Raw genomic sequence first — 25,622 nt, forward strand, 5'->3', positions numbered from 1 at the left:
GTCCGCGCGGGTGAGGTCTCAGGCGGTGAGTGCCACGATCGCGAAGAGCACCGCGAGCGCGGGGAACAGTCCTTGGGTCAGCGCGGCCCGAGCCATGCGTCGGTCGGTCGCGACCAGGACCAGTGCCGCGGCCAGCATCGAGCCGCAGCCGAACAGGATCAGTGCCAGGCCGACGTCCTCGGTCCCGGCGAGGACCGCCACCCCGACCAGCGTGCCCAGAGCCAGGAACAGGTTGTAGAAGCCCTGGTTGTACGCCCACGGCTTCACCGCCGGGACGTCCTGCGTGGCCGTGCGGAACCGCGCGTGGACCTCGGGCCGCTCGAACAGCAAGGACTCGTACGCGAAGAACAGGACGTGCAGAAGGGCGGCGAGCACGGCGAACACGGCAGCAGCGATGAGCATCAGGCCAGTCTGCCTACCCTTGTGGCATGACCACCACAACGCCGAGCCGAGGAACCGTCCTCGACCTGGCGACGTGGCAGTCGCTCGCGGACGCGCACGCCGCCCGGGCCGACGAATTCACGGCGGGCCGACGGGAGCGGCGGTCGCGGCACGAGAAGCACGCGATCGAGGACTTCCTGTTCGAGTACTACCCGGTCTCCCCCTCGGCGCTGCGCCGTTGGCACCCCGGAGCGGGCGTCGTCCTGGCTCCGGGACCTGTCCCGCACGGCGACTGGCGCTGGTACGAGACGCACCCCGACGGCTCCGTCAGCCTGGACGTCGAGGCCTACCTCGCCGAGCGTGGCGAGTCGCTGCGGTTCATCGTGGGGCTGCTCGGCAACACCCTCTCGCGGCCGGCGTTCACGGGCTGCTTCGGCCTGCACGAGTGGGCGATGGTCTACCGCGAGGGCGACGAGCACCGGCACCCTCTGCCGCTGCGTCTCGGCTCCGCCGGGACGGACGAGGTCGTCGAGACGCACCGCATCCGCTGCACCCACTTCGACGCCTACCGCTTCTTCACGCCCGACGCGGTCGACCGCAACACGCTGCGCCCCACGCGCGCCAACCAGGTGGACATGGAGCAGCCCGGCTGCCTGCACGCGGGGATGGACGTCTACAAGTGGGCCACCAAGCTCGGTCCCGTGGTGCCTGGCGACATGCTGCTCGACTGCTTCGAGCTGGCGCGGGACATCCGGACGCTCGACATGCAGGCCTCGCCGTACGACGTGACGTCGTACGGGCTCGACCCGGTCGCGATCGAGACGCCCGACGGCAAGGCGACGTACGCCGCAGCCCAGAAGCGCTTCGCCGAGCGGGGCAACGCGCTGCGCGTCCGACTGCTGGAGGTCTGCGACGACGCGCAGACGGTCGCACGACACTCCTAGCGGTTCGCCCCCGCGACCCGTCGCGCGTCGTCCGGACCCAGCATCCAGCGGATCAGGCGCGTGACGGTGCCGCCCGCGACGTGGGCGCCTGCGCGGCCGACCGGCCCGGGGTGCCGGACGTCGAGCTGCTCGCACGCCCACTGCGGCAGCGACGCCACCGCGGCGCGCGCAAGGGCCGTGTACGCGGGGCGCAGGGTCCAGGGCACCGGCGGCTCGTGCAGCAGGAATTCCGCGGCCTCGTGGGCCGCCTGCGACGGCCGGAGTGCGGGCCGGAACTCGCGCAGGGCGATCGCCAGCTCGGTCACCGACGTCGGCACCCGTTCGGCACCGAGCGCGACCGCGACGCGCGCAGCCTGCTCGACGTACCGGTCGGCGTCGACCCGGGGCATCGGCCGCTGCCCGTACGACCGGTACGCGCGCAGAAAGCTGTCGACCTCCGCGACGTGCACCCAACGCAGCAGCGTCGGGTCGGCCGCGGCGTACGAGATGCCGTCGGGCGTCACGCCGCTGATCCGCTCGTGCACCGAGCGGACCTGGTCGATCGCCGCCTGCGCGTCGTCAGCCGTCCCGAAGGTAGTGACGGCCAGGAACGTGCTGGTGCGTGCCAGGCGGCCCCACGGGTCACCCTTGTAGCCCGAGTGCGCAGCGACGGCCGCCATCGCCGCGGGGTGCAGCGACTGCAGGAGCAGGGCGCGCATGCCGCCGACGAACATCGAGGCGTCGCCGTGCACGGTGCGGATCGGCGAGCCCGGCAGGTACCAGCGCGGGCCGGGCGTGAGGTGGATCCGGTCCCGCTCGGCCAGGCCGTCGGGGCCCGCGACGCGCAGGAACAGCTCGGTGCCCGCGCGGTCACGCAGGCTCGAGAGACTGTGCAGCACCGGCTCACCGCCTCTCTCGTCCCGGGCTCGGAGCGGCTGGCGCGGTCCGAGGGCACGATGCTAGGTCGCCGTCTGTCGATGCGCGCACGGGGCGGCGCACCGGGAGAGGTCTCGGGCGAACGTCGACCCCAGGGGTCTGTCGGTTTCCTCCGTCCACCTGCGACGATGCGGCCATGCCAGCACCTACCCTCACGCACATCGGCGGTCCGACGCTCCTGATCGAGCTCGAGGGTTGGCGCCTGCTCGTCGACCCGACGTTCGACCCGCCCGGTCGCACCTACTCGTTCGGCTGGGGCTCGCGTTCGCGCAAGGTCACCGGCCCGGCGATCCCGCCGTCCGACATCGGCACGGTCGACGCCGTCCTGCTCTCGCACGACCACCACGCCGACAACCTCGACGACTCGGGCCGCGCGTTCCTGCCGTCTGCCGGCCGCGTGCTCACCACCGTCTCCGGTGCGGGCCGCCTCGGTGCGGGCGCCGTAGGGCTCGCGGCGGGTGACACGAACGTCCTGGAGGCCTCCGGCCGACCGACGCTGACCGTCACGGCGACCCCGGCGCGGCACGGCCCGCGGTTCAGCCACCCGATCGTGGGGGACGCGATCGGCTTCGCCATCCGGGTCGAGGGTTCCGACGAGGTCGCCGTGTGGGTGTCCGGGGACACCGTGCTGTACGACGGACTGCGCGAGGCGATCGACCGGATGGACGTCGACGTCGCCGTCCTGCACCTGGGCGCCGTGAAGTTCCCGGTCTCGGGACCGGTGCGTTTCACGTTCAACACGACCGAGGCTGTGGGAGTCGTGGACCTGCTCAAGCCGCGCGTCGTCGTCCCGGTGCACTACGAGGGCTGGTCGCACTTCCGCGAGAACCGGGACGTGTTCGAGCCCGCGCTCGCCGCCACCGGCGCGGACGTCCGATGGCTCACCCCTGGTGAGGCGACGCTCGTCGAGTGACACGCTGGGCCTAACGAGAGCTGTCCCGTTCCGGCTCGGGTGGACGCGCCGCACCGACGACGACACGTGGCGCCCGACCGCCGCGGCCATGATCGCCTCGTGGCGCTGGACCTGACCGGACCCGACGTCGACCGTGGGACCATCGACGCACGATGAGCACCCCGACGCTGGCCGACCGCATCCCGGCCGATCCGACCGACCCCGACGCGCTGTACGAGGCCTTCACCGGCTGGGCCGACGACCAGGGCCTGGCGCTGTACCCGCACCAGGACGAGGCTCTCCTCGAGCTGGTGACCGGCGCGCACGTGATCCTGTCGACGCCGACGGGCTCCGGGAAGTCGCTGGTCGCGGTGGCCGCGCACTTCGTCGCGCTGGCCCAGGGCCGTCGCACCTACTACACGGCCCCGCTCAAGGCGCTGGTCAGCGAGAAGTTCTTCGCCCTGGTCGACGCGTTCGGATCGGCCAACGTCGGCATGATGACGGGCGACTCGGCCGTCAACCCGGGCGCGCCGATCATCTGCTGCACGGCGGAGATCCTGGCCAACGTGGCGCTGCGCGACGGGGACGACGCGGACGTCGGTCAGGTCGTCATGGACGAGTTCCACTTCTACTCCGACCCGCAGCGCGGCTGGGCGTGGCAGGTGCCGCTGCTGGAGCTCAGCAAGGTCCAGTTCGTGCTCATGTCAGCGACCCTGGGCGACGTCGGGTTCTTCGCGGAGGACCTGACGCGGCGGACGCACCAGCCCGTGGCCGTCATCGCGAACGCCGAGCGGCCCGTGCCGCTGACCTTCACGTACGCGATCGAGCCGCTGCACGAGCTGCTGGACGAGCTCGTGAAGACCCGGCGCGCACCCGTCTACGTCGTCCACTTCACGCAGAAGGAGGCCGTCGAGCGCGCGCAGTCGCTGCTCTCGACCCCGTTGGCGAGCCGCGAGCAGCGGGACCGCATCGGTGACGAGATCGCGGGCTTCCGGTTCGGGCCGGGTTTCGGGAAGACCCTGAATCGGCTGCTGCGGCACGGCGTCGGCGTGCACCACGCGGGGATGCTCCCCAAGTACCGGCGTGTGGTCGAGCGGCTGACGCAGAAGGGTCTGCTGCCCGTCGTCTGCGGCACCGACACGCTCGGCGTCGGCATCAACGTGCCGATCCGCACGGTGCTGCTCACGAGCCTGGTGAAGTACGACGGCGTCCGGATGCGGCACCTGTCGGCACGCGAGTTCCACCAGATCGCGGGGCGCGCGGGCCGGGCGGGGTTCGACACCGTCGGCGAGGTCATCATCCTGGCGCCCGAGCACGTCATCGAGAACCGCAAGCTGCTCGAGCGCGCCGGCGACGACCCGAAGAAGCTCAAGAAGATCGTCCGCAAGAAGGCGCCCGAGGGGCACGTCAACTGGACGGACAAGACGTTCGAGCGCCTGCGCGACGCACCACCGGAGCCGCTGACCAGCAGCTTCGCCGTCTCGCACGCCATGGTCCTGAACGTGCTGGCCCGGCAGGAGCGCGGCGTCGACTCGGTAGCCGCCATGACCAGGCTCCTCACCGACAACCATGAACCGCCGGGCGCGCAGGGCCGGCACGTTCGTCGTGCCATCGCCGTCTACCGGTCCCTGAAGGCGGCCGGCGTGATCGAGCGACCGTGGATCGACGACGGCAACGGCCATCGGCACCGGGGTCTGAACCTCACCACCGACCTGCCCCCCAACTTCGCGCTCAACCAGGCCCTCTCGCCGTTTGCGTACGCGGCCCTGGACCTGCTCGACCAGCAGGACCCGGCCTACGCGCACGACGTGGTCTCCGTGCTGGAGTCGACCCTCGACGACCCCCGCCAGGTGCTCGCGGCACAGGAGAACAAGGCCCGGGGCGAGGCGGTCGCCGCGATGAAGGCCGACGGGATCGAGTACGACCAGCGCATGGCCATGCTCGAGGACGTCAGCTACCCCAAGCCGCTCGCGGAGCTGCTCGAGGCCATGTTCGTGACCTACCGGCAGACCAACCCGTGGGTGGCCGACCTGGCCCTGTCCCCCAAGTCGGTCGTCCGGGACATGCACGAGCGCGCGATGAGCTTCGCCGAGTACGTCGCCTACTACCAGCTGGACCGCACCGAGGGCGTCCTGCTGCGCTACCTCGCCGACGCGTACCGCGCGCTGCGCCAGACCGTCCCCGAGGACGCCCGCACCGAGGAGCTCTGGGAGCTCATCGAGTGGCTGGGCGACCTTGTCCGGCGCACCGACTCCAGCCTGCTGGACGAGTGGGAGCGCCTGAGCAACCCGCTCGACGAGCACGGCGCGGATGCGCACTCAGGAAGTGGCAGCGGTATCGACGTGGACACTCCCGAGCCGATCACGGCGAACCCGCGGGTGTTCCGAGCCCTCGTCCGAGGTGCGATGTTCCGCCGCGTCGAGCTGGCGGCCCGTGAGTACTACGGCGGGCTCGCACAGCTCGGCGACCACGACGCCGACGGCGAGCCGTGGACCGTCGACCGCTGGCGCGACGCCCTGGACCCGTTCTACGACGACCACGACGAGATCCTCACGGGTTCGCCGGCCCGCGGACCGGCACTGTTCCAGGTCTCGCCGGGTCGTGGCACGTGGACGGTCCGTCAGCTGCTCGACGACCCCGAGGGCGACCATGACTGGCGGATCGACGCGGTGGTGGACCTGGCAGGTTCCGACGAGACGAGCGAGGTCCAGCTGCGGGTCACCGCCGTCGGACCGCTCTAGAAATAGGCTGAGGCCGTGGCCAAGCACGCACCGACCGGCACGCCGGCCCTCGTCGCCCTGACCGCGGCGGGCGTCGAGCACACCGCGCACGCCTACGAGCACGACCCGGCGAGCGACCTCGGCTACGGCCTGGAGGCGGCCGCCGCGATCGGCGTACCGCCCGAGCAGGTGTTCAAGACGCTCATGACGAGCGTGGACGGGACGCTCACCGTCGCGGTCGTCCCCGTGACGGGCCAGCTCGACCTAAAAGCCCTCGCGCACGCCGCGGGCGGGAAGAAGGCCGCGATGGCGGACAAGAACGCTGCCGAGCGGGCCACCGGGTACGTCGTCGGCGGCATCTCCCCGCTGGGACAGCGCGCCGCGCACCCGACCGTGATCGACGAGACGGCGTGGCTCTTCGACACGGTGTTCGTCTCGGGGGGCCGACGCGGACTCGACGTCGAGCTCTCCCCCGACGACCTCGTCCGCCTCACGGACGCCACCGTCGCGGACATCGCGCGCGACTGATGGCCACCTGGGAGGACGTCGAGGCGGTGGCCCTCGCGCTGCCCGAGACCACCCAGGACCAGCTGACGTGGTTGGTGCGGGGCAAGCTCGTCGTCAAGGAGCGACCGCTCCGGCCCGCCGACCTCAAGGCGCTCGGCGACGCGGTCCCGGACGGGCCGATCGTGATGGTGCACACCGGGGACCTCGTCACCAAGGACGAGATGCTGGCCCGGCGCCCCGACGCGTACTTCGTGACGCCGCACTTCAACGGGTATCCCGCGGTGCTCGTCCGGCTGGCGGTCATCGACGTCGAGGAGCTGTCCGACGCGATCGTCGAGGCGTGGTTGCGCGCGGCCCCCCGCCAGCTCGCCGAGCAGTGGCTCGCGGAGCACCCAGAAGGGCTCTAGTGCCCGTAGGCGGCCATCGTCCGGTCCGACGGCACGATCTCCTTGCCGAGCGGCACCAACGAGATCGGCACCATCTTCCAGTTGGCCAGCGCCAGCGGGATCCCGATGATCGTGATCGCCTCGAGGATGCCGGTGACGATGTGCATCAGGGCGAGCCACCAGCCCGCCACCAGGATCCAGATGATGTTGCCGATGACCGACCAGACCCCGGCCGTGGGCTTGTCGACGACGGTCCGCCCGAACGGCCACAGCGCGTAGCTCGCCATCCGGAACGAGGCGATGCCGAACGGGATGGTGACGATGAGGATGCAGCAGAGGATGCCTGCGAGCACGTAGCCGATGGCGAGCCAGAGACCCGCGAACACGAGCCAGATGATGTTGAGCAGCGTCTTCACAGGTCAAGAGTGCCGCACGATTCGCCGCTATGGTGCGTTCCATGACCGTCGACCCCGCCGCGGTGGCCGACAGGCTCGCACGTCTGCGGGCCCGGATCGCCGCCGCCGAGAGCGCCGCCGGCCGTTCCCCCGGGTCCGTGCGGCTCCTGCTGGCCACCAAGACGCAGGACGCCGAGACCATCCGGGCTGCCGTCGCGGCCGACGACGGTGTGCCGCACCCGGTGCTCGTCGGCGAGAACCGCGTGCAGGAGCTCGTTGCCAAGGGCCCGGCGCTGCGGGACCTCGGTGTGACGACGCACCTGATCGGGCCCCTGCAGTCCAACAAGGTCAACGCGGCGCTGCGGTGGGCGTCGTGCATCGAGTCCGTCGCGTCGCTGGACCTCGCCGAGCGGCTGGCTGCACGTGCGACCGATCTGGACGTGTACGTGCAGGTCAACGTCTCCGGAGAGCCGACCAAGCACGGCGTCGCCCCGTCGGAGGCCGCCGACCTGGCCCGTGCGATCGGCGCGCTCGGCGGGATCCGGCTGGCCGGCTGGATGACGGTCGGCGCGAACTCGCTCGACCCGCACGTGGTGCGCGCGGGGTACGCGGTCCTGCGGGAGCTTCGCGACGAGGTCGTCGGCTCGGGGTCTCCGGGCACTGCCGACGCCCGTGAGCTGTCGATGGGCATGAGCGGCGACCTCGAGCTCGCGATCGCCGAGGGCGCGACGATCGTGCGTGTCGGCAGCGCGCTGTTCGGGGCGCGGCCCGCGGCCTGAAGCGGGTCCCAGGAGCTAGGCGCGGCGTCTCGACGTCGCCCGAGCGCCTCCGCGCAGCACGACCACGGCAGCCGCGCGGGTCCTCGCGCTGCTCGTGCGTCGGCGCACGCTCGCCAGCTCGCGCGCGTGCAGCACGCACATGCGGCGGATCTCGCGGTCGAGGGTGGTGTCGGTGGTCATCGTGTCCTCCTTCGTCGCCAGGAGGAGTTGCGGGCACCTGTCCAGATACGTCGAGATCGGGCCGTTCGCGGGGTTCGTCGGCGCGTTCGTGGTGCTCCGCCGCGGCTCCTGACGCGAAGATGGGTCCCGTGGCCGACGACAAGAGGTTCCCGCGCTGGGTCTACCGCGTCGGCGACGAGCCCGATGCCCGGTTCTCGCTGGCCAACGAGCGCACGTTCCTCGCCTGGATCCGGACCTCGCTGGCGCTGCTCGCGGGCGGCGTCGCGCTCGAGGCGCTCAACCTGCCGATCGAGCCGCACCTGCGGTTCTCCGCGGCCCTCGTGCTCGTGGTCGTCGGGCTCGTCGCACCGCTGACCGCGTGGATCGGGTGGGCGCAGGCGGAGCGTGCTGTCCGGCTCGGCACCCCGCTCCCCTCGCCGTCCGCGTTCGGGCTCCTGGTGGTCGGTGTGTGCCTCGCCGGCCTGCTCGTCCTCATCGGTCTCGTGATCTCATGACCGCACCCCAGGCGACCCTCGCGGCCGAGCGCACCCACCTCGCCTGGCGACGCACCGCGCTCGCACTGACGGGCTCGGCGGTCGTCGCGGCACACCTGCTGCAGGCGTACGCGGGTGCCGCCGCGTGGGTGGTCGCGATCGTCGCTGCCGTCGCCGCGACGGCGCTCGCGATCAGCTCCCGACGCCGCAACATCGACCAGACCGAGGGCACCGCGTCGTTCGACGGGCGGCTCGTCGCCGTCTGCGCGAGCGGGCTCCTGGTGCTCGGCGTCGGCGCGCTCGCGCTCGTCCTGCTCAAGGGCCTCTAGGGAACGCGGGCCGTCCAGGACGCCCGCGAGAACTTCGTCTCCACGAGCTCGCCGGCGCGCGCGAGCTCCTCCGGCCGCAGCTCGCCGTCCACCGTCGGGTAGAGCCGACGGAAGTGCGCGACGAACGCGTCGATGACCGACTCCCGCGGCAGCTGGGACTGGGAGCGCACCGGGTCGACGCGCTTGTTCGCGCTCGCGGTGCCCTTGTCCGAGAGCTTCTCGCGTCCGATGCGCAGCACCTGCAGCATCTTGTCCGCGTCGATGTCGTACGACATGGTCACGTGGTGCAGCACCGCGCCGCCGACCACGCGCTTCTGCGCCGAGCCGGCGAGCTTGCCCACAGGGGACGAGATGTCGTTGAGGCCCGTCAGCGAGGCCTGCACGCCGACGTCGGCGAGCGCGCCGAGCACCCACTGGTTGAGGAACGCGTAGGACTCCTCGAACGTCATGCCATCGACCAGAGAGGCGGGCACCACCATCGAGAACGTGATGCAGTTGCCCGCCTCCATGAACATGGCCCCGCCGCCCGAGATCCGCCGGACCACCGTGATGCCGTAGTGCTCCGCGGCTGCGAGGTCGACCTCGTTGCGCAGCGACTGGAACGACCCGATGATCACGGCCGGCTCCACCCACTCCCAGAACCGCAGCGTCGGCCCGCGGCGCCCTGAGGCGAGCTCCTCGGTGAGCACCTGGTCGAGGGCGGCGTGCACTGCCGGGGGCAGCGGACCCGGGTGGATCAGCTCGAACGTGTGGTCGGCCCAGACCGTCGACCAGCCGAGCGCGCGCCGCACCGCGGTCGCCACCGCGCGGGCGTCGAAGCCGACCATGGTCACGGGGAGCCCGAACCGGTCCACGGCCTGCGTGACGGCCTCCGCGAGGCGCGTCGTGCCCGCGTCGTACGGCAGTCCGTCGAGCGCCGTCGAGATGACCTCGAGGGCCTCGTCGGGCTCGAGGAAGAAGTCGCCGCTGACGCTCACGTCCCGTAGGAGCCCGTCCACCACCTCGAGGTCGACCGCGACGAGCTTTCCGCCGGGGACCTTGTACTCACCGTGCACGCGGCCAGCCTAGGTGGAGTGTCAGCCGAGAGCGCGAACGGCCAGCTGCGCCCGGTCCTGGACCATCGCCGAGAGCGACTCGGGGTCGCCGAGCGTGGCCAGCGCGACGTCCGTGTCGGCCGTCGTCAGGGCGTCCGCGGTCCACGAGACGATCGTGTTCCCGACGAGCATGTGGCCGGTGTACTGCGGCACGGTGACGCCGTCCGACCGCTCCTGCTGCAGGACGATGGACGGGTAGACCCCCTGCCCCTCGATCGCCGGCTCCGCGGTCCAGGTCGGTCCGTCCCCGTCCACGACGACCTGGCGGTACTCGGGGCAGGCGTCGACGGTCGTGACGAGCTCGCGGAACGCCTCGCTCGCTTCCTCCGGAGTCCCGAGCAGGACGACGTCCTGCTGGAAGTGGAGCGCGTCGTTGCCCCAGCTACGGCTGTCGAACCACGCCGGTGGCGCGTCGACGACGGTGCGCGCGAGGGTGCACGACACCGGTTCGATCGTCGTGCCCGCGGGCAGCCCCCACTGGCTCTCGCCGGCGAGGATCATCGGGTCGACGCCCGGCTCGGCCGCCGGCACGTCCGCGACGAGGTCCGCTGCGGTCACGAAGAGGCCAGGAGCCGTGTTTGCGTCGAACACCGCATCGGCCCCGGGCGGCGCGACCGAGACGGACGGTGTCGCGGACGGCACGGGAGGGACCGTCGGGGTCTGCGGGGAGGTCGCCGTGGGGGTCGGCTCGGTCTCGACCGGCGTCCACGGCTCCGCGACCAGGAGCGTCACGAGGGCGATCGCACCGACGGCCACGAGCAGCCACCACCAGCCGATTCCACCCCGAGGCGGGCGGGCCCGTTCCGCGGGTGCCGGATCGTGCGGCGCGGGGGCGGAGCCGGACACCAACGCTCCCTCTCTCGACGCGTCGACCGCCGTCGCGGTCGTCAGGTCCCGAGATTAGCCGCGCGCGCGGCGGCTGCAGGGATGAACTTCAGCGCGGCGAGATGCCGTGGTGGTACAGCCCCCAGATGGCCGAGTCCGTGAGCGCCTCCCACGACGCCTCGAGCAGGTTCGGGCCCACCCCGACCGTGCTCCAGGCGTCCTTGCCGTCGCTCATCTCGATCAGCACGCGTGTGATCGCGTCGGTGCCGTAGTTCGAGTCGAGGATGCGCACCTTGAAGTCGATCAGCTCGAACTCCTCGAGCTCCGGGTACACGCGCACCAGCGCCTGGCGCAGCGCGTGGTCGAGGGCGTTCACCGGTCCGACGCCCTCGCCGGTGCTCACGATGCGCTCGCCGCCCGCGTGCAGCTTGACGGTGGCCTCGGCGGTGGCCGGCGTCCCGCGGGGTCCGCGACGCTCGACGATCGCCCGCCACGACTCGACGGTGAAGTACTGCGTCCGCTGCCCGTTGAGCTCCTCGAGCAGCAGCAGCTCGAACGACGCGTCGGCGGCCTCGTACGTGTACCCGTTGGCCTCGGCGTCCTTCACGCGGTCCGTCACCCGACCGAGCACGTCCGGGCGGTCGGCCAGGTCGAAGCCGAGCTCGCGCCCCTTGAGCTCGATCGACGCGCGACCGGCCATATCCGAGATCAGCATCCTCATGTCGTTGCCCACGTTGGCCGGGTCGGTGTGCTGGTACAGGTCCGGGTCCACCCGGATCGCCGACGCGTGCAGACCGGCCTTGTGCGCGAACGCACTGGCGCCCACGTACGGCGAACGAGCGAACGGCGAGATGTTCGTGATCTCGCTGATCGCGTGCGCGATGCGCGTCAGGTCGCGCAGGCCGCCGGGACGGCCCTCCTGCGTCGCGAGCACCGGCAGGTCGTACTTGAGCTCGAGGTTCGCGACGACGGCCAGCAGGTCGGCGTTGCCCGTGCGCTCGCCGTACCCGTTCACGGTGCCCTGCACGTGCGTGCACCCGGCCTCGACGGCGGCGAGCGTGTTGGCTACGGCGCAGCCCGAGTCGTTGTGCGCGTGCATCCCGAGGATCGCCTCCGGGCCCACCGCGTCACGGATCTCGTGCACGATCTCCGCGACCCAGGCCGGCACCATGCCGCCGTTGGTGTCGCAGAGCGCGACCACCTCGGCGCCGGCCTCGAACCCTGCCAGGACCGCGGCCCGCGAGTACGCCGGGTCGAACCGGTAGCCGTCGAAGAAGTGCTCGGCGTCGACGACGACGCGGCGGCCCTCCCGCACGAGGAACGCGACGGTGTCGGCGATCATCGCGATGTTCTCCTCGCCCGTCGTGCGCAGGGCCCGCTCGGCGTGCCGCAGGTCGTGCTTGGCGACGATGGCGACCACCGGTGCCTCGGAGTCGACGAGCGCCCGGACCTGGGGGTCGTCGACCGCGCGGGCGCCCGCCTTGCGGGTGCTGCCGAACGCCGCGAGCTCCGCGTTGCGGAAGTCCAGCTCCTTGGCGGCCCGCTTGAAGAACTCCGTGTCCTTCGGCACTGCGCCCGGCCAGCCACCCTCGATGAAGCCGACGCCGAGCTCGTCGAGCAGCGGCGCGATCAGCAGCTTGTCGGCGACCGAGAGATTCATGCCCTCCTGCTGGGCGCCGTCGCGCAGGGTCGTGTCGTAGACCTGGAACGAGGGGGTGGGCAGTGCGTGGACGGACACGGTGTGCTCTCTTCGGTGCTGGAACAGGTGCGTGATGCTTCAGAGACGACGTCGATGCTGCGGTGCTGCGTTCCTTGCGTCCGGCGGGGGTGTGCCGGTGCAGTCGACGGTAGCCGGGGCGGGGGTGGTGCCTCGACCAACAAAAAGACCCCCCGGGGTACGGGAGGTCTGCGCGTCAGCGGGTGGGCCGACGCGCTACTCGATAATGAGGGTGGCGCTGTTCACACTCGCATGGTGGCACACGTCACGTCTGGCGGTCACCCGTTCCACCCCTTGGACACGTTGTCCGCAGGCGAGTTGCGCGAGTGTGCGCACGCACGCCCGGTCCTCGCTAGCGTGGATGTGTGCGGCTGCCCGGCCACACGTGGGACGAGTCCCGAGGAGACCGCATGTCGATCCCCAACCCGCCGCCCGAACGGCAGTCGGCCTACCAGCACCCCGGTGAGGTGCCGCCGCCGACCACTCCAGCACCGGTCGTCCAGCCGGTCGTCCAGCCCGTCGTCGTGCCGGTCGCCGCGACGCAGCCGCCGGGGATCTTCCCGCCCACCGCTGCGGCAGCGCCCCCGCCGCAGCCCAGCGGCCCGACCATCGACAACGGTCGCTACTGGGCAGGTGTCGTCGCGACCGCGATGGTCGCGGCACTGGTCGGTGTCGTCGGCGTCATCATCCTCGACCAGATCTTCGAGATCGACCTCATCGTGAAGGACGTCTTCGGCACCGACTCCGTCGGCGCGGCCTACGTCGTCGGCGGCGTCCTGGCCGCTGTGGTGGCCGGTGCGCTGCTGCAGCTGCTGGTCCTGTCCACGCCGAAGCCGCGGGCGTTCTTCGGCTGGCTCATGTTCCTGGGCATCGTCGTCGCAGCCGTCATCCCGTTCACGTGGACGGACTCCACCGAGTCGGCAGCCTGGTCAGGCTTCGTGAACCTGCTCGTCGGCATCGCCATCTGGTCGCTGCTGACCGGCGTGCTCTCGCGCACCTTGCGGCCCGGCACCGTCGTCGAGTAGTCCGCACACACCGACGGCCGGCCMCCCCTCGGGTGGCCGGCCGTCGGTGTACCTGTTGAGAGCGGGACTCAGGCTAGCCGGTGCAGCCAGCCGTGCCGATCGGTCGCGCGGCCGTACTGGATGTCCGTCAGCTCGGCCCGGATGCGGGTGGTGACCGGTCCGGCCGTGCCGTCGCCGACCGTCAGGTCGAACCCTTCGCCGGCCATCCGGCCGATCGGGGTCATCACCGCCGCAGTCCCGCACGCGAACACCTCGCTCACAGATCCGTCGGCCAGCCCGGTCTTGAGCTCGGTCAGCGTGATCGGGCGCTCGGAGATCTCGTGGCCCGCATCCGTGAGCAGGCGCAGGATCGACGATCGCGTGACGCCCTCGAGGATCGAGCCCGAGACAGGAGGCGTGGCCACGCTGCCGTCCGCGTACACGACGCAGACGTTCATGCCGCCGAGCTCCTCGAGGTACGTGTTGGTCGACGCGTCGAGGAAGCAGACCTGCTCGAAGCCCTTGGCGTAGGCCTCCTGCTGCGGCAGCAGGCTGGCGGCGTAGTTGCCGCCGCACTTGGCGTCGCCGGTGCCCCCCGCGCCTGCGCGGTGGTAGTCCTCGGCGACCCAGATGGACACCGGGCGCACCCCGCCCGCGAAGTACGGGCCGACGGGAGAGGCGATCACGAGGAACTCGGCCTCGAGCGAGGGACGCACCCCGAGGAACGTCTCGGACGCGTACATGAACGGCCGCAGGTACAGGCTCGTCTCCTCGCCGCCCGGGACCCAGGCCACGTCGGTCGCGACGAGGGCCTGGATCGCCCCGAGGAAGTCGGCCTCCGACAGCGGGGGCAGCGCGAGCCGGTGCGCGGACCTGGCGAATCGCGCCGCGTTGGCCTGCGGGCGGAACGTCCAGACCGACCCGTCGGGGTGCCGGTACGCCTTGAGGCCCTCGAAGATCTCCTGCGCGTAGTGCAGCACGGCGGTCGCCGGGTCCATCTGCAGAGGGCCGTACTTCTCGACGCGCCGGTTCGACCAGCCGGTCTCCTGCGAGTACGAGATGCGGGCCATGTGCTCGGTGAACACGGTGCCGAACTTCGGCGCGGCGAGCGCAGCCTCGCGCCGGGCGTCGGGGACGGGTGTGTCTGTCCGCGTGATCTCGAAGAGGTCTGCGGAGGTGGATGTCGCGAGGGTGCTCATGATCGGGGGCCTTTCACCAGAGTCGGAAACGACGGTACCGGTGAGGACGGCCGGGGGACAGACGGGGACAGCTCAGCCCGCGATGCGCGCAGCTAGGTCCTTGCCCACCTCGGCCGTCGACCGTACTCGCTCGGCGTTCCCGCGCGACTCGATGTCGTCGGCGACGGCCTTCTCGACGGAGGCGGCGGCGTCGGTCAGACCGAGGTGCTCGAGCAGCAGGGCGACCGACAGCACCGTGGCCGTCGGGTCCGCCTTGCCCTGGCCGGCGATGTCCGGGGCCGAGCCGTGCACGGGCTCGAACATGCTCGGGGCGGTGCGGTCCGGGTTGATGTTCGCCGACGCCGCCAGGCCGATGCCACCGGTGATGGCCGCGGCGAGGTCGGTGAGGATGTCGCCGAACAGGTTGTCGGTCACGATGACGTCGAACCGCGACGGGTTGGTGACCAGGAAGATCGTGGCCGCGTCCACGTGCAGGTAGTCCACCGTCACGTCCGGGAACTCGGCGTTCACGGCCTCGACCGTGCGGCGCCACAGGTGGCCGGCGTGCACGAGCACGTTGTGCTTGTGAACGAGCGTCAGCTTCTTGCGCGGGCGGGCCGCGGCACGGGCGAACGCGTCACGCACCACGCGCTCCACGCCGAACGCCGTGTTCACGCTGACCTCGTTGGCCACCTCGTGCGGTGTGCCGACGCGGATCGCGCCGCCGTTGCCGACGTACGGGCCCTCGGTGCCCTCGCGGACCACGGCGAAGTCGATCTCGCCCGGGTTGCCCAGCGGCGAGGCCACGCCCGGGTACAGCCGGCTCGGGCGCAGGTTGACGTAGTGGTCCAGCGCGAAGCGCAGCCTGAGCAGCAGCCCGCGCTCCAGCACACCCGACGGGACGCTCGGGTCACCGATCGCCCCCAGCAGGATCGCGTCGTGCGCGCGGATCGCCTCGAGGTCCGTGTCGGTCAGCGTCTCGCCGGTCGCGTGCCAGCGGCGCGCACCCAGGTCGAAGTCCGTCGTCGACACCGTGACCTGACCGGCGTTCGGCCCGGTGTTCAGCACCGTGTCGAGCGCCAGGAGACCCTGCTCGACCACCTCGGTACCGATGCCGTCACCGGCGACGACGGCGAGGTTGATGTGCTGGGCAGCGGTGGTGTCGACCATGTGACGAGCCTAACCCCCGTCCCACCGGTCGGGACGGCTGTCTCAGACTGTGATCCGGTTGGGGCGGCGGCTCAGTCGACCGCGGGCGTCGGACCGCTCGTCGGGTAGATGATCTCGAACCGCTCGAGCACGACCTCGGACTCCGGCGTGAACGCGTCCCCGAGGACCTCGGCGAAGGACACCTCGTGCTCGGCGACCCAGGCGTCGAGCGTCGCGTCGGAGCCGTCCTCGGCCACCGCGTGCTCGGCGGTCACCTGGTCGAACGCGACGACCTCGACCTCGGCGGTCCGCAGGACGGCCTTGGGCTCACCGGTCGCGTCGGTGACGATCGACAGGTCGCCGACCCGGGGCACGTCGAGGTTCGCGGCGACGAGCTGGGCCAGCAGCGTCGCGGTCCCGGTCCGGCTGCCGTCGAGCACCCGGCTCAGGAGCGACTCGGCCTCAGGTCCCTCGCCGTACGACCAGGAGGGCGGCGGGACGACGTCGTCCGGGGTGCCACCCATCACGGAGTCCATCTTGCCGAGACCGACGTGACCGCGAGCCGCCTGCCAGAACGCCGTGATCCGCAGGTCCTCGACCTCTCCCGCCGTGGGCTGCATCAGTTCCTGCTCGTCGGTCATCGTCGTCCCTCCGTCGGCCCTGCGCTCATCGTCGCGCACGTCTGTGCCGACCCTAACGGCCCCGGCCGCAGCCCGCGCACACCTCCGGCGTCCAACGCCGAACGGCACCGCAGACGGGTGCCTGCGGTGCCGTTCGAGGTGAGGAAGGTCAGGTGCCACCCTTCGGGCGGCCCCTACCTTCGGTCAGCGCGCCGCGCTGCCCTCGACGTAGTCGGTCTCCGACGGCTTGACCCAGGCGAACAGCTTGCGCAGCTCGCGGCCCACCGGCTCGATCGGGTGGTTCTGGCCCTTCTCGCGCAGGGCCTTGAACTCGGGGGCGCCGGCGTCCTGGTCGTTGATGAAGCGCTCGGCGAAGGCGCCGGACTGGATGTCGGCCAGGACGGCCTGCATGTTGGCCTTCACGTCGGGCGTGATGACGCGGGGGCCGGAGACGTAGTCGCCGTACTCGGCCGTGTCGGACACCGACCAGCGCTGCTTGGTGATGCCACCCTCGAAGATGAGGTCGACGATCAGCTTCAGCTCGTGCAGGACCTCGAAGTACGCGACCTCGGGCTGGTAGCCCGCCTCGGTCAGGGTCTCGAAGCCGTACTGGATGAGCTGCGAGACGCCACCGCACAGGACGGCCTGCTCACCGAACAGGTCGGTCTCGGTCTCCTCGGTGAAGGTCGTCTTGATGCCGGCGGCGCGCAGGCCACCGATCGCCTTGGCGTAGGACAGGGCCAGCGGCCAGGCGGCACCGGACGCGTCCTGCTCGACGGCGACGATGACGGGCACGCCGCGACCGTCGACGTACTCGCGGCGGACCAGGTGACCCGGGCCCTTGGGCGCGACCATGAGGACGTCGTGGCCCGCGGACGGCTTGATGTAGCCGAAGCGGATGTTGAACCCGTGGCCGAAGACGAGCGCGGCGCCGTCCTTCAGGTTGGGCTCGATCTCGTCGCGGTAGACGATCCGCTGGACCTGGTCGGGCGCCAGGATGACTACGACGTCGGCCTCGCGGACCGCGTCGGCGACGGAGGCCACCTTGAGGCCCTGGTTCTCGGCCTTGGCGCGGGACGCTGAGCCCTCGCGCAGGCCGACGGTCACGTCGACGCCGGAGTCGCGCAGGTTGAGGCTGTGCGCGTGCCCCTGGCTGCCGTAGCCGATGACGGCGACCTTCTTGTTGGCGATGATCGACAGGTCGGCATCGTCGTCGTAGAACAGCTCGGCCACGGTGAAATCTCCTTGGTGTGTGGATCTTCGGACGGACTGGGGAATGCTCAGGCGGAGCGGTTGACCCGCTCCAGGGCACGGTCGGTGATGGAGCGCGACCCGCGCCCGATCGCGACGGTGCCGGACTGCACGATCTCGCGGATCCCGAAGGGCTCCAGGGCTGCGAGCAGGGCGTCGAGCTTGCCCGGCCCACCGGTCGCCTCGATGACGACGGTGTCCGGCACGACGTCGACGACGTGTGCGCGGAAGAGCTGCACGACCTCGAGCACGCTCGTGCGCTGCGCGGTGTCGGCCTTGACCTTGACCAGCAGCAGCTCGCGCTGCACGGACGCCGCGTCCTCGAGCTCGACGATCTTGATCACGTTGATCAGCTTGTTCAGCTGCTTGGTCACCTGCTCGAGCGGGAGGGCGTCGACGTCGACGACGACCGTGATGCGCGAGATCTCGTCGTGCTCGGTGGGGCCCACCGCGAGCGAGTGGATGTTGAAGGACCGTCGCGCGAACAGGCCGGCGACGCGCGTGAGCACGCCAGGCTTGTTCTCGACGAGGACCGACAGCGTGTGGCGGCTCATGGCTCAGTCCTCTCGGTCCCACGCGGGGCTGATCCCACGCGCGTACTGGATCATGTCGTTGCTCACGCCGGCCGCGACCATCGGCCACACCATCGCGTCGCGCGACACGGTGAAGTCGATGACCACGGGCTGGTCGTTGATCTCGAGTGCACGCTTGATGGTCGCGTCCACGTCGGCGGCCGTCTCGCAGCGCAGGCCGGCGCACCCGTAGGCGTCGGCCATCTTGACGAAGTCGGGGATCCGCACGGTGCCGTGCCCGGTGTTCAGGTCGGTGTGGGAGTAGCGGGACTCGTAGAAGAGCGTCTGCCACTGCCGCACCATGCCGAGCGACGAGTTGTTGATGATCGCGACCTTGATCGGGATGTCGTTGATCGTGCAGGTGGCGAGCTCCTGGTTGGTCATCTGGAAGCAGCCGTCACCGTCGATCGCCCAGACGGTCCGCGACGGGTCCCCCACCTTCGCGCCCATGGCGGCCGGCACCGAGTAGCCCATGGTGCCCAGGCCACCGGAGTTCAGCCACGAGTTCGGACGCTGGTACTTGATGAACTGCGCAGCCCACATCTGGTGCTGGCCGACGCCCGCCGCGAAGATCGACTCGGGTCCCGACAGCTCGCCGATGCGCGAGATGACGTACTGCGGCGACAGGTGGCCGTCCTGCGGCTCGTCGTACCCGAGCGGGAACGTCGAGCGCCACTCGTCGAGCTGACGCCACCACCCCTCGAGGTCCGGCTTGCCGTGCTGGACGTGCTCGCGGGCGAGCTCGGGCAGCAGGTCCGCCATGACCTCCTTGAGGTCCCCGACGATCGGGACGTCCGCGTGTCGGTTCTTGCCGATCTCCGCCGGGTCGATGTCTGCGTGCACGATCGTGGCGCCGGGCGCGAAGCTCGACAGCAGCCCCGTCACCCGGTCGTCGAACCGGGCGCCGAGAGCGACGATCAGGTCGGCCTTCTGCAGCGAGGCGACGGCGGCGACCGTGCCGTGCATGCCGGGCATCCCCAGGTGCTGCGGGTGCGAGTCGGGCAGCGCCCCGCGGGCCATGAGCGTGGTGACGACGGGAGCACCGGCGGCCTCGGTCAGCGCCTTGAGCTCGGCCGAGGCCCGCGCCCGGATCACGCCGCCACCCACGTAGAAGACGGGCCTGCGCGCGGTGGCGATGAGCCGTGCGGCCTCGCGGATCTGCTTGGCGTGCGGCTTGGTCACCGGGTGGTAGCCGGGAAGGTTCAGCTCCTGCGGCCACGAGAACGTGGTGCGCGCCTGCATCGCGGACTTCGCGATGTCGACGAGCACCGGGCCGGGGCGACCGGTGCTCGCGATGTGGAACGCCTCGGCGATCACGCGCGGGATGTCGTCCGGGTCGGTGACCAGGTAGTTGTGCTTGGTCACCGGCAGCGTGATGCCGACGATGTCGGCCTCCTGGAACGCATCGGTGCCGATCAGCGCCGCGCCGACCTGCCCGGTGATCGCGACGAGCGGCACGGAGTCCATGTGCGCGTCGGCGATGGGCGTCACGAGGTTCGTCGCGCCCGGGCCCGAGGTCGCCATGCAGACGCCCACGCGACCGGTCGCGGCCGCGTAGCCGGCGGCCGCGTGGCCACCGCCCTGCTCGTGCCGCACCAGGATGTGCCGCAGGCGCGTCGAGTCCATCAGAGGGTCGTACGTCGGCAGGATCGCGCCGCCCGGGATGCCGAACACGACCTCGGCGCCGGCCTCCTCGAGGGAGCGGACGATCGACTGCGCGCCGGTGACCTGCTCCGGGCCGATCGCCGTGGCGACCGGTACGCGCGGGCTGGACACGGGGGTCGTCACGCTCGCGGTCGGTGCGGGCGTGGGCGTTCGCGGCGGTGCCGGGTGTGGACCCTGGACCATCGATGTCTCCCTGGAGGCGGTGCTACGTGAGTGGTGCTTGGTGCCGGACACAGAAAAGCCCCTCGAGCCACGGAACGGGCTGGACGAGGGGCGAGCGCGCTGACGAGGCCTGTGCGGGGTGGCTTCAGCCGGCGCGCTCAGGAAGTACTACGAGGATCATCTGCACGGGGACGACCCTACGCCCACGTTTCGTCCGTGTCACGCCGCGCCCTTCCTGTCTCACATCGTGGTTCACGTGACCAGTGGGCGGACGAACTCCGGCGTCGACGCATCGGGTGCCGGCTCCGGGTCCATGTCGAACGCGGGCAGGCCGTCGATGCTCGTGCGGTTCTTGAGCCGTCGGTACTCGGCCTGGCCGTCGGGTCCCTTGCGCTCCATGTACGGCGGCAGCAGGTCCCGCTCCCCCTCGTTGCTCATCAGCGGGACGCCGTAGCCGCAGGAGTCGGAGACGCGCTCGACGTCGACGAGGATGACGGCGCGAGCCCCGGCCGTCGGGGGGAACAGCGCCGACAGCTCGTCGAAGCCCTCGTCGTAGATCGTCACGAAGGTGCCGCGCCCGTGCAGCCGGACGATGTTGGGCGGGCCCTGGAACGCGCAGAACATGATCGTGATCCGGCCGTTCTCGCGCAGGTGCGCGATCGTCTCCGAGCCGCTGGCGGTGATGTCGAGGTAGGCGACACGGTGCTCGTCCAGCACGACGAACGTCCCGCCGATGCCCTTGGGCGAGACGTTGACGTGCCCGTCGGGGCCGCTCGGGGCGGTCGCGACGAAGAACATCGGCTGCGCCTCGATGAACGCGCGCAGCCGGCCGTCGATCTTCTCGTGCACCTTGCCCACGACAGCTCCTCCCGCTCGCGTCGAGCCTATCGATCGGCTGAGGCGGCTTCTTCGAGTGTTCGCCTGACGGTCAGAGCCGCACGGCGTCGCGGGACCGGTCGTCGGCGCGGACCGCGCCGGAGGGCGTCGGTGACGTCACGCGGAGCGTCGGCAGGTTGCGACGCCGGACCAGCCACTCCGCGACGACGAGGTTGGGCAGCCAGCACAGGAAGGGCACGGCTGCGTAGGCGTTGGCGAAGGCGGCGTCCGCGGACGCGTCCGAGGTGATCCAGGGCACCTGGACGCCCATCAGCACACCGACCCAGAGCCGCAGCATCACGGCCGCGTACGTGAGCGCGACGTTGCGGATCATCCACGCCTGGTGCGATGGGACGTCGCCGCCGCGGATCGCGCGATACCCACGCCAGCCGGTCCACAGCCACAGGACGGCCAGCATGCCGAACCCGAAGAAGCCGACCATGCCGGCCGAGTTCACGGGTGCCAGCGCGAGCGCCGCGACGCCCGCGACCAGGACTGCGGTCAGGTAGGTCCGCCCGAGCGTCCGGTGCACGGCGCGCGCCCGGTTGCGCAGCGCCGCCCAGAACTGGAACGGGGCGAGCACCAGCGCGGTCCCGCCGGCCACGATGTGCGTAGAGAAGACCACGTGCACCCACGACGGCTGCCCCTCGTAGGCGGCGGCCAGCCCGACCTTGTCACCCGCGAGCTCGTGCAGCGGTGTCGTGACGTACGGGGTGACCGCGTAGACGGCGATCGCGAGCGACGAGAGCAGGATCCAGGTCCAGCCGATGCGGTTGCGGCGCGGCGTCGAGGGCATGCTCCGACGCTAGGGAGCCGCTCGGTCCGGGTCTCTGGAGCGCGCCCACGGGTCAGTGGGGTGGCAGACCCACGCGTCGGTGGACCCTGGCCTCCCACGGACGCAGGCCCGCGGCCGGCGCGGCGTAGTTCGACAGGATCAGCTCGCCCGGGTCGTCGGCCAGCTCGATCTCCTGCAGCGAGCCCGAGAAGTTGCCCAGGACCGTGAGCGTCACGTCGCCGAGCGTGCGTGTGAACGCGTACACGTGCTCGTCGTCCGGCAGCAGCATCGTGAAATCGCCGAGCGCCACCACGGGGTCGTCGTGCCGCAGCGCGATCAGGCGGCGGTAGTGGTGGAACACGGACTCGGGCTCGGCGCGCTCGGCGGCCGCGTTGATCATGCGGAAGTTCTCGTTGACGTCGATCCACGGGACGCCCGTCGTGAAGCCCGCGTTCGGCGAGGAGTCCCACTGCATCGGGGTGCGCGCGTTGTCGCGGCCCATCTCGGCGACGCCCGCCAGGCTGCCGGAGTCCGCCACGTGGCGCAGCGTCTCGATGTCCCGGTACTGCTCGAGCCGCGTGAAGTGCGCGTTCGTCATCCCGAGCTCCTCGCCCTGGTAGACGTACGGCGTTCCCCGGTGCAGGTGCAGGACGGTCGCCAGCATGGTCGCCGACTCGCGACGGAAGTGTCCGTCGTCGCCGAACCGGGAGACGATCCGTGGCTGGTCGTGGTTGTCCCAGTACAGGCTGTTCCAGCCGACCTCGGCGAGACCAGTCTGCCAGCGTCCGAGCGACGTCTTGAGGTCGGTGAGCCGCAACGGGCGGGCGTCGAACTTGCCGCCCGGGCCGTGGTCGAGGCCGACGTGCTCGAACTGGAACACCATGTCCACCTCCGCGCGTGCGGGGTCGGTGAAGTCCCGGGCCTGGTCGACGGTCACGCCCGGCATCTCCCCTACCACCAGCAGCTGCTCGGCACGGCCGGCGAACACCGCAGCGTGCATCTCGGCCATGAACTCGTGGATGCGCGGCCCGCACAGGTAGGAGGCCGAGCCGTCCGCCCAGAGACCGTCGTGCACCGGGCCGTCGGGCAGCGCGGCGTCCTTCGAGATCGCGTTGATGACGTCCATCCGGAAGCCGTCGACGCCGCGGTCCAGCCACCAGCGCATCATCGAGTAGATCGCCTGCCGGACGTCCTCGTTCTCCCAGTTGAGGTCCGGCTGCTTGCGGCTGAAGAGGTGCAGGTAGTACTCACCGCTGACCTCGTCGAGCTCCCAGACCGGGCCGGAGAAGAACGAGCCCCAGTTGGTCGGCTCCGCACCGCGCGCACCAGCGGCAAACCCGGGGCGCGGCGGCCGCCACCAGTACCAGTCGCGCTTGGGGCTCGTCGGGTCACGCGACTCGACGAACCAGGGGTGCTCGTCCGACGTGTGGTTGACGACGAGGTCCATCAGCAGCTTCATGCCGCGCTCGTGCAGGGCGGCCACCAGCTCGTCGAAGTCGTCGAGCGTCCCGAACACGGGGTCGACGGCCTGGTAGTCGCTGATGTCGTAGCCGTTGTCGTCCTGCGGGGAGGCGTAGATCGGCGAGAGCCAGACGACGTCGACACCCAGCTCGACCAGGTGGTCCAGCCTCTGCAGGATCCCTCTGATGTCCCCGATGCCGTCGCCGTCCGAGTCCGAGAACGACCGCGGGTACACCTGATAGACGACGGCACGGGTCCACCACGGCGCATCCTCCACACTCCAGCCCACACGCCCATCGTGGCCCGGACCGCCGCGGACCGCGCGGTCAGGTCCCCGCAGCCCGTCGCGCCGTCGCATCGTCAGCCGATGTCGCGTCGCCGGAACACGAGCAGGGCTGCGACGACCAGAAGGGCCGTCAGTCCGCCGACGACGAGCGCGCCGTGCGTCTGCGAGATCTCCTTGGCGATCGAGGTGCACACCTGCCCGGACGCCGAGCCGGTGCACGAGTCGACGTAGTACTCCGTCCCCCCGTTGACCCACGCGGTGATGTTGTTGATCACCGACCAGGGCTTCAGCGAGCCGACGATGTTGACCAGGATGGCCTCGACGAGCACGACCCAACCGAGCATGATCCCGAGCGCGCCCGCGGTGTGCCGCGACAGCGTGCCGAGCGCGGCACCGAGGAGCGAGACCGTCACAGCGAGCGCCAGAACCCGCCCGGCCACGACCCAGGTGTCGCCGAACCCGCCGTCGGTCTCGCCGAAGTGGTCGTAGACCAGCCAGGAGCCGCCGATCACGATCGCCAGCCCGACGGCCGCGTACGGGATCGTCGCCACTCCTGCGGCGAGCAGCTTGCTGACCAGGACCCGGGTCCGACGCGGCGCGAACGTGAGCCAGTTGCCGATCGCCCCCGTCGAGAACTCCGCCGCGACGAAGCTCACGGCGAGCAGCACCGGGACCAGCACGTAGAGGGAGGACAGGGTGCTCAGCAGGCTCGTCGTGTCCGGCGCGAACGACGGGGTGCTGCCGAGGTAGTTCTCGAGCTTGGGCTCCATCTCGTCGCACATGTACGAGACCGAGTCGGGATCGCCGCCGTTCGCCTCAACGCTCTCGCGCTCGCTCTGCTCCTGGGCCTTGCAGGAGGCGACCTGGTCCGCACCGCTGCGCTCCCACTCGGCGGCCGCGTCGTCGTACCACTGCTGTGCCTCGGCCAGCTGGGCCGCGGACGGCGGTTGTGCGGTCTGGTAGGCGCCGATCAGCGTCAGCGAGGTCAGGATCAGCAGTCCGACGACTCCGAGGCGGATGAGCAGCCGCGACGAGAACCGGTCGATCTCGATGCCGAGCAGCCGGGTCACGGGGCCACCACCTCCTCGGCGGCGTGCGTGCCGGGACCTCGGCCGGCGGTGAGCTCGAGGAACACCGACTCGAGGTCGGCACGCACCGGCACCAGCTCGTCGAGGTACTGGCCGTGCGCGGCGAGCGCCTGCGTGATGTGCGCGGGCGGGACGGAGCCGCTCACGACGAGGTGGGCGCCGTCGCGCGCGACCTGCCAGCCCTGTGCCTGGAGGACGTGCGTGGCGCGGTCCGGGTCGGCGATGCCCACGCGGACGGTCGTCGCTGCCGCGCCGGCCCCGATCAGGTCGGCGACCCGCCCGCTCGCGATCAGCTCACCGCGCGCGATGATCGAGACGGTGTCGGCCACCTGCTCGACCTCGGCCAGGATGTGGCTCGAGACGAGCACGGTCTTGCCGCGGTCGGCGAGCCCGCGCATCGTGCCGCGGATCTCGCGGATGCCCGCCGGGTCGAGGCCGTTGGTCGGCTCGTCGAAGATCAGCAGGTCGGGATCCTTCAGCAGGGTCGCCGCGATGGCGAGCCGCTGCTTCATGCCGAGCGAGTAGCCCTTGTACCGGTCCTTCGCGCGGTCGGAGAGCCCGACCTCCTCGAGCACGCCGTCGACCAGGCTCACGGGCGCGTCGATCGCACGGGCGAGCAGCGTGAGGTTCTTGCGGCCGGAGAAGCTGGGGAAGAACTTGGGCTGCTCGACGATCGCACCGACACGTCCCACGACGTGCGGCAGGCGCTCGGGGACCGGCTCACCGAACAGCGTCATGGTGCCCGCGTCCGGGCGGATCAGCCCGAGCAGCATCCGGATCGTCGTCGTCTTGCCGGCGCCGTTCGGGCCGAGGAACCCGTGCACGCCGCCGATCGGGACGTCGAGGTCGAGTCCTCCCACGGCGACAGCGCGCTGGCCGTTGAGCCGGCGGTAGGTCTTGCGCAGCCCGCGGGTCGAGATCGCGGTCGGCGGCGCGGTGTCGGTGGTCACGGCACTCCCAGGCGGATCGGTCCGCCGGTGGTGCACCGGCCGGGAGCG

At 71.1% G+C, this 25,622-nt stretch carries 27 protein-coding genes; 9 read left to right on the forward strand and 18 right to left on the reverse strand.

The features are described from left to right. Positions 1 to 18: 18 nt before the first annotated feature. Positions 19 to 402 (reverse strand): DUF1304 domain-containing protein, encoded by a 384-nt coding sequence (locus AC1DPN_RS16905; RefSeq protein ID WP_477085935.1) that lies wholly within the window; start codon positions 400 to 402, stop codon positions 19 to 21. 26 nt (positions 403 to 428) lie between these two features. Here AC1DPN_RS16905 and AC1DPN_RS16910 point away from each other — a divergent pair, with 26 nt between their 5' ends. Continuing rightward, positions 429 to 1,325 carry a 3-methyladenine DNA glycosylase gene (locus AC1DPN_RS16910; protein WP_477085936.1) on the forward strand — a complete coding sequence of 299 codons (897 nt, stop codon included), beginning with the start codon at positions 429 to 431 and terminating at the stop codon, positions 1,323 to 1,325. Here the strand turns inward: AC1DPN_RS16910 and AC1DPN_RS16915 are convergent. Continuing rightward, a complete protein-coding gene (locus tag AC1DPN_RS16915) occupies positions 1,322 to 2,203 on the reverse strand; it encodes an oxygenase MpaB family protein (protein ID WP_477085937.1) in 882 nt (293 codons plus the stop codon). The two genes, AC1DPN_RS16910 and AC1DPN_RS16915, sit on opposite strands and share 4 nt — an antisense overlap. A 173-nt stretch (positions 2,204 to 2,376) precedes the next feature. Between AC1DPN_RS16915 and AC1DPN_RS16920 the strand changes: the two genes are divergently transcribed. The 4 genes from AC1DPN_RS16920 (at position 2,377) to AC1DPN_RS16935 (ending at position 6,766) form a co-directional block, all read left to right on the forward strand. After that, complete coding sequence (locus tag AC1DPN_RS16920; RefSeq protein ID WP_477085938.1) at positions 2,377 to 3,153, forward strand: MBL fold metallo-hydrolase; 777 nt, start codon at positions 2,377 to 2,379, stop codon at positions 3,151 to 3,153. Positions 3,154 to 3,305: 152 nt separating this feature from the next. Continuing rightward, positions 3,306 to 5,873 (forward strand): DEAD/DEAH box helicase, encoded by a 2,568-nt coding sequence (locus tag AC1DPN_RS16925; protein WP_477085939.1) that lies wholly within the window; start codon positions 3,306 to 3,308, stop codon positions 5,871 to 5,873. A 15-nt stretch (positions 5,874 to 5,888) separates the two neighbouring features. Beyond that, the gene (ybaK, locus tag AC1DPN_RS16930) at positions 5,889 to 6,380 is read left to right on the forward strand and encodes a Cys-tRNA(Pro) deacylase (RefSeq protein WP_477085940.1); all 492 of its coding nucleotides are present in this window, start codon (positions 5,889 to 5,891) and stop codon (positions 6,378 to 6,380) included. Beyond that, positions 6,380 to 6,766 carry an MmcQ/YjbR family DNA-binding protein gene (locus AC1DPN_RS16935; RefSeq protein WP_477085941.1) on the forward strand — a complete coding sequence of 129 codons (387 nt, stop codon included), beginning with the start codon at positions 6,380 to 6,382 and terminating at the stop codon, positions 6,764 to 6,766. Before ybaK ends, AC1DPN_RS16935 begins: the two co-directional genes overlap by 1 nt. Here AC1DPN_RS16935 and AC1DPN_RS16940 read toward each other — a convergent pair. Then, on the reverse strand, positions 6,763 to 7,161 hold the full coding sequence (locus tag AC1DPN_RS16940; RefSeq protein WP_477085942.1) for a YccF domain-containing protein: 399 nt from the start codon (positions 7,159 to 7,161) through the stop codon (positions 6,763 to 6,765). The two genes, AC1DPN_RS16935 and AC1DPN_RS16940, sit on opposite strands and share 4 nt — an antisense overlap. A 41-nt stretch (positions 7,162 to 7,202) precedes the next feature. On the opposite strand from AC1DPN_RS16940, the gene AC1DPN_RS16945 reads away from it, so the two are divergent. Beyond that, positions 7,203 to 7,919 (forward strand): YggS family pyridoxal phosphate-dependent enzyme, encoded by a 717-nt coding sequence (locus AC1DPN_RS16945; protein ID WP_477085943.1) that lies wholly within the window; start codon positions 7,203 to 7,205, stop codon positions 7,917 to 7,919. A 15-nt stretch (positions 7,920 to 7,934) separates the two neighbouring features. Here the strand turns inward: AC1DPN_RS16945 and AC1DPN_RS16950 are convergent, their stop codons facing one another. Next, a complete protein-coding gene (locus AC1DPN_RS16950; protein WP_477085944.1) occupies positions 7,935 to 8,099 on the reverse strand; it encodes a hypothetical protein in 165 nt (54 codons plus the stop codon). A 119-nt stretch (positions 8,100 to 8,218) separates the two neighbouring features. Here AC1DPN_RS16950 and AC1DPN_RS16955 point away from each other — a divergent pair, with 119 nt between their 5' ends. Then, positions 8,219 to 8,593 (forward strand): YidH family protein, encoded by a 375-nt coding sequence (locus AC1DPN_RS16955; RefSeq protein WP_477085945.1) that lies wholly within the window; start codon positions 8,219 to 8,221, stop codon positions 8,591 to 8,593. Next, complete coding sequence (locus AC1DPN_RS16960) at positions 8,590 to 8,901, forward strand: DUF202 domain-containing protein (protein ID WP_477085946.1); 312 nt, start codon at positions 8,590 to 8,592, stop codon at positions 8,899 to 8,901. The genes AC1DPN_RS16955 and AC1DPN_RS16960 overlap by 4 nt, the downstream gene beginning before the upstream one ends. Here the strand turns inward: AC1DPN_RS16960 and AC1DPN_RS16965 are convergent. The 3 genes from AC1DPN_RS16965 to cimA form a co-directional block, all read right to left on the reverse strand. Further along, positions 8,898 to 9,956, reverse strand: a complete 1,059-nt coding sequence (locus tag AC1DPN_RS16965; protein ID WP_477085947.1) for a lipoate--protein ligase family protein — start codon at positions 9,954 to 9,956, stop codon at positions 8,898 to 8,900. The two genes, AC1DPN_RS16960 and AC1DPN_RS16965, sit on opposite strands and share 4 nt — an antisense overlap. A gap of 21 nt (positions 9,957 to 9,977) precedes the next feature. Continuing rightward, the gene (locus AC1DPN_RS16970; RefSeq protein WP_477085948.1) at positions 9,978 to 10,841 is read right to left on the reverse strand and encodes a hypothetical protein; all 864 of its coding nucleotides are present in this window, start codon (positions 10,839 to 10,841) and stop codon (positions 9,978 to 9,980) included. A gap of 88 nt (positions 10,842 to 10,929) precedes the next feature. Next, complete coding sequence (gene cimA / locus AC1DPN_RS16975; RefSeq protein ID WP_477085949.1) at positions 10,930 to 12,558, reverse strand: citramalate synthase; 1,629 nt, start codon at positions 12,556 to 12,558, stop codon at positions 10,930 to 10,932. Between the two features lie 389 nt (positions 12,559 to 12,947). Between cimA and AC1DPN_RS16980 the strand changes: the two genes are divergently transcribed. Beyond that, positions 12,948 to 13,562, forward strand: coding sequence for a DUF6069 family protein (locus tag AC1DPN_RS16980; protein WP_477085950.1), 615 nt, complete (start codon positions 12,948 to 12,950; stop codon positions 13,560 to 13,562). A 68-nt stretch (positions 13,563 to 13,630) separates the two neighbouring features. On the opposite strand, the gene AC1DPN_RS16985 is transcribed toward AC1DPN_RS16980, so the two are convergent. From AC1DPN_RS16985 to AC1DPN_RS17035, 11 genes are all read right to left on the reverse strand, one after another. Next, positions 13,631 to 14,740 (reverse strand): branched-chain amino acid aminotransferase, encoded by a 1,110-nt coding sequence (locus AC1DPN_RS16985; RefSeq protein ID WP_477085951.1) that lies wholly within the window; start codon positions 14,738 to 14,740, stop codon positions 13,631 to 13,633. 72 nt (positions 14,741 to 14,812) lie between these two features. Next, on the reverse strand, positions 14,813 to 15,889 hold the full coding sequence (locus AC1DPN_RS16990; RefSeq protein WP_477085952.1) for a 3-isopropylmalate dehydrogenase: 1,077 nt from the start codon (positions 15,887 to 15,889) through the stop codon (positions 14,813 to 14,815). A 71-nt stretch (positions 15,890 to 15,960) separates the two neighbouring features. Next, positions 15,961 to 16,509, reverse strand: a complete 549-nt coding sequence (locus tag AC1DPN_RS16995; RefSeq protein WP_477085953.1) for an ASCH domain-containing protein — start codon at positions 16,507 to 16,509, stop codon at positions 15,961 to 15,963. 183 nt (positions 16,510 to 16,692) lie between these two features. After that, positions 16,693 to 17,721, reverse strand: coding sequence for a ketol-acid reductoisomerase (gene ilvC, locus AC1DPN_RS17000; protein WP_477085954.1), 1,029 nt, complete (start codon positions 17,719 to 17,721; stop codon positions 16,693 to 16,695). A 47-nt stretch (positions 17,722 to 17,768) separates the two neighbouring features. Beyond that, positions 17,769 to 18,293: an acetolactate synthase small subunit gene (gene ilvN, locus AC1DPN_RS17005; RefSeq protein ID WP_028047697.1), complete on the reverse strand. Its 525-nt coding sequence runs from the start codon at positions 18,291 to 18,293 to the stop codon at positions 17,769 to 17,771. Between the two features lie 3 nt (positions 18,294 to 18,296). After that, positions 18,297 to 20,159, reverse strand: a complete 1,863-nt coding sequence (locus AC1DPN_RS17010) for an acetolactate synthase large subunit (RefSeq protein ID WP_477085955.1) — start codon at positions 20,157 to 20,159, stop codon at positions 18,297 to 18,299. A gap of 231 nt (positions 20,160 to 20,390) precedes the next feature. Then, entirely contained in the window at positions 20,391 to 20,996 is a 606-nt protein-coding gene (locus tag AC1DPN_RS17015; protein WP_477085956.1) for a pyridoxamine 5'-phosphate oxidase family protein, read from the reverse strand. A 70-nt stretch (positions 20,997 to 21,066) separates the two neighbouring features. Beyond that, on the reverse strand, positions 21,067 to 21,810 hold the full coding sequence (locus tag AC1DPN_RS17020) for a DUF2306 domain-containing protein (RefSeq protein WP_477085957.1): 744 nt from the start codon (positions 21,808 to 21,810) through the stop codon (positions 21,067 to 21,069). Between the two features lie 52 nt (positions 21,811 to 21,862). After that, positions 21,863 to 23,539, reverse strand: a complete 1,677-nt coding sequence (locus AC1DPN_RS17025) for a glycoside hydrolase family 13 protein (protein ID WP_477085958.1) — start codon at positions 23,537 to 23,539, stop codon at positions 21,863 to 21,865. Positions 23,540 to 23,610: 71 nt separating this feature from the next. Beyond that, positions 23,611 to 24,606: an ABC transporter permease gene (locus AC1DPN_RS17030; RefSeq protein ID WP_477085959.1), complete on the reverse strand. Its 996-nt coding sequence runs from the start codon at positions 24,604 to 24,606 to the stop codon at positions 23,611 to 23,613. Then, positions 24,603 to 25,574: an ABC transporter ATP-binding protein gene (locus AC1DPN_RS17035; protein ID WP_477085960.1), complete on the reverse strand. Its 972-nt coding sequence runs from the start codon at positions 25,572 to 25,574 to the stop codon at positions 24,603 to 24,605. The genes AC1DPN_RS17030 and AC1DPN_RS17035 overlap by 4 nt, the downstream gene beginning before the upstream one ends. Positions 25,575 to 25,622 lie beyond the last annotated feature (48 nt).

This window comes from Cellulomonas sp. P4_H4, from assembly GCF_056400865.1.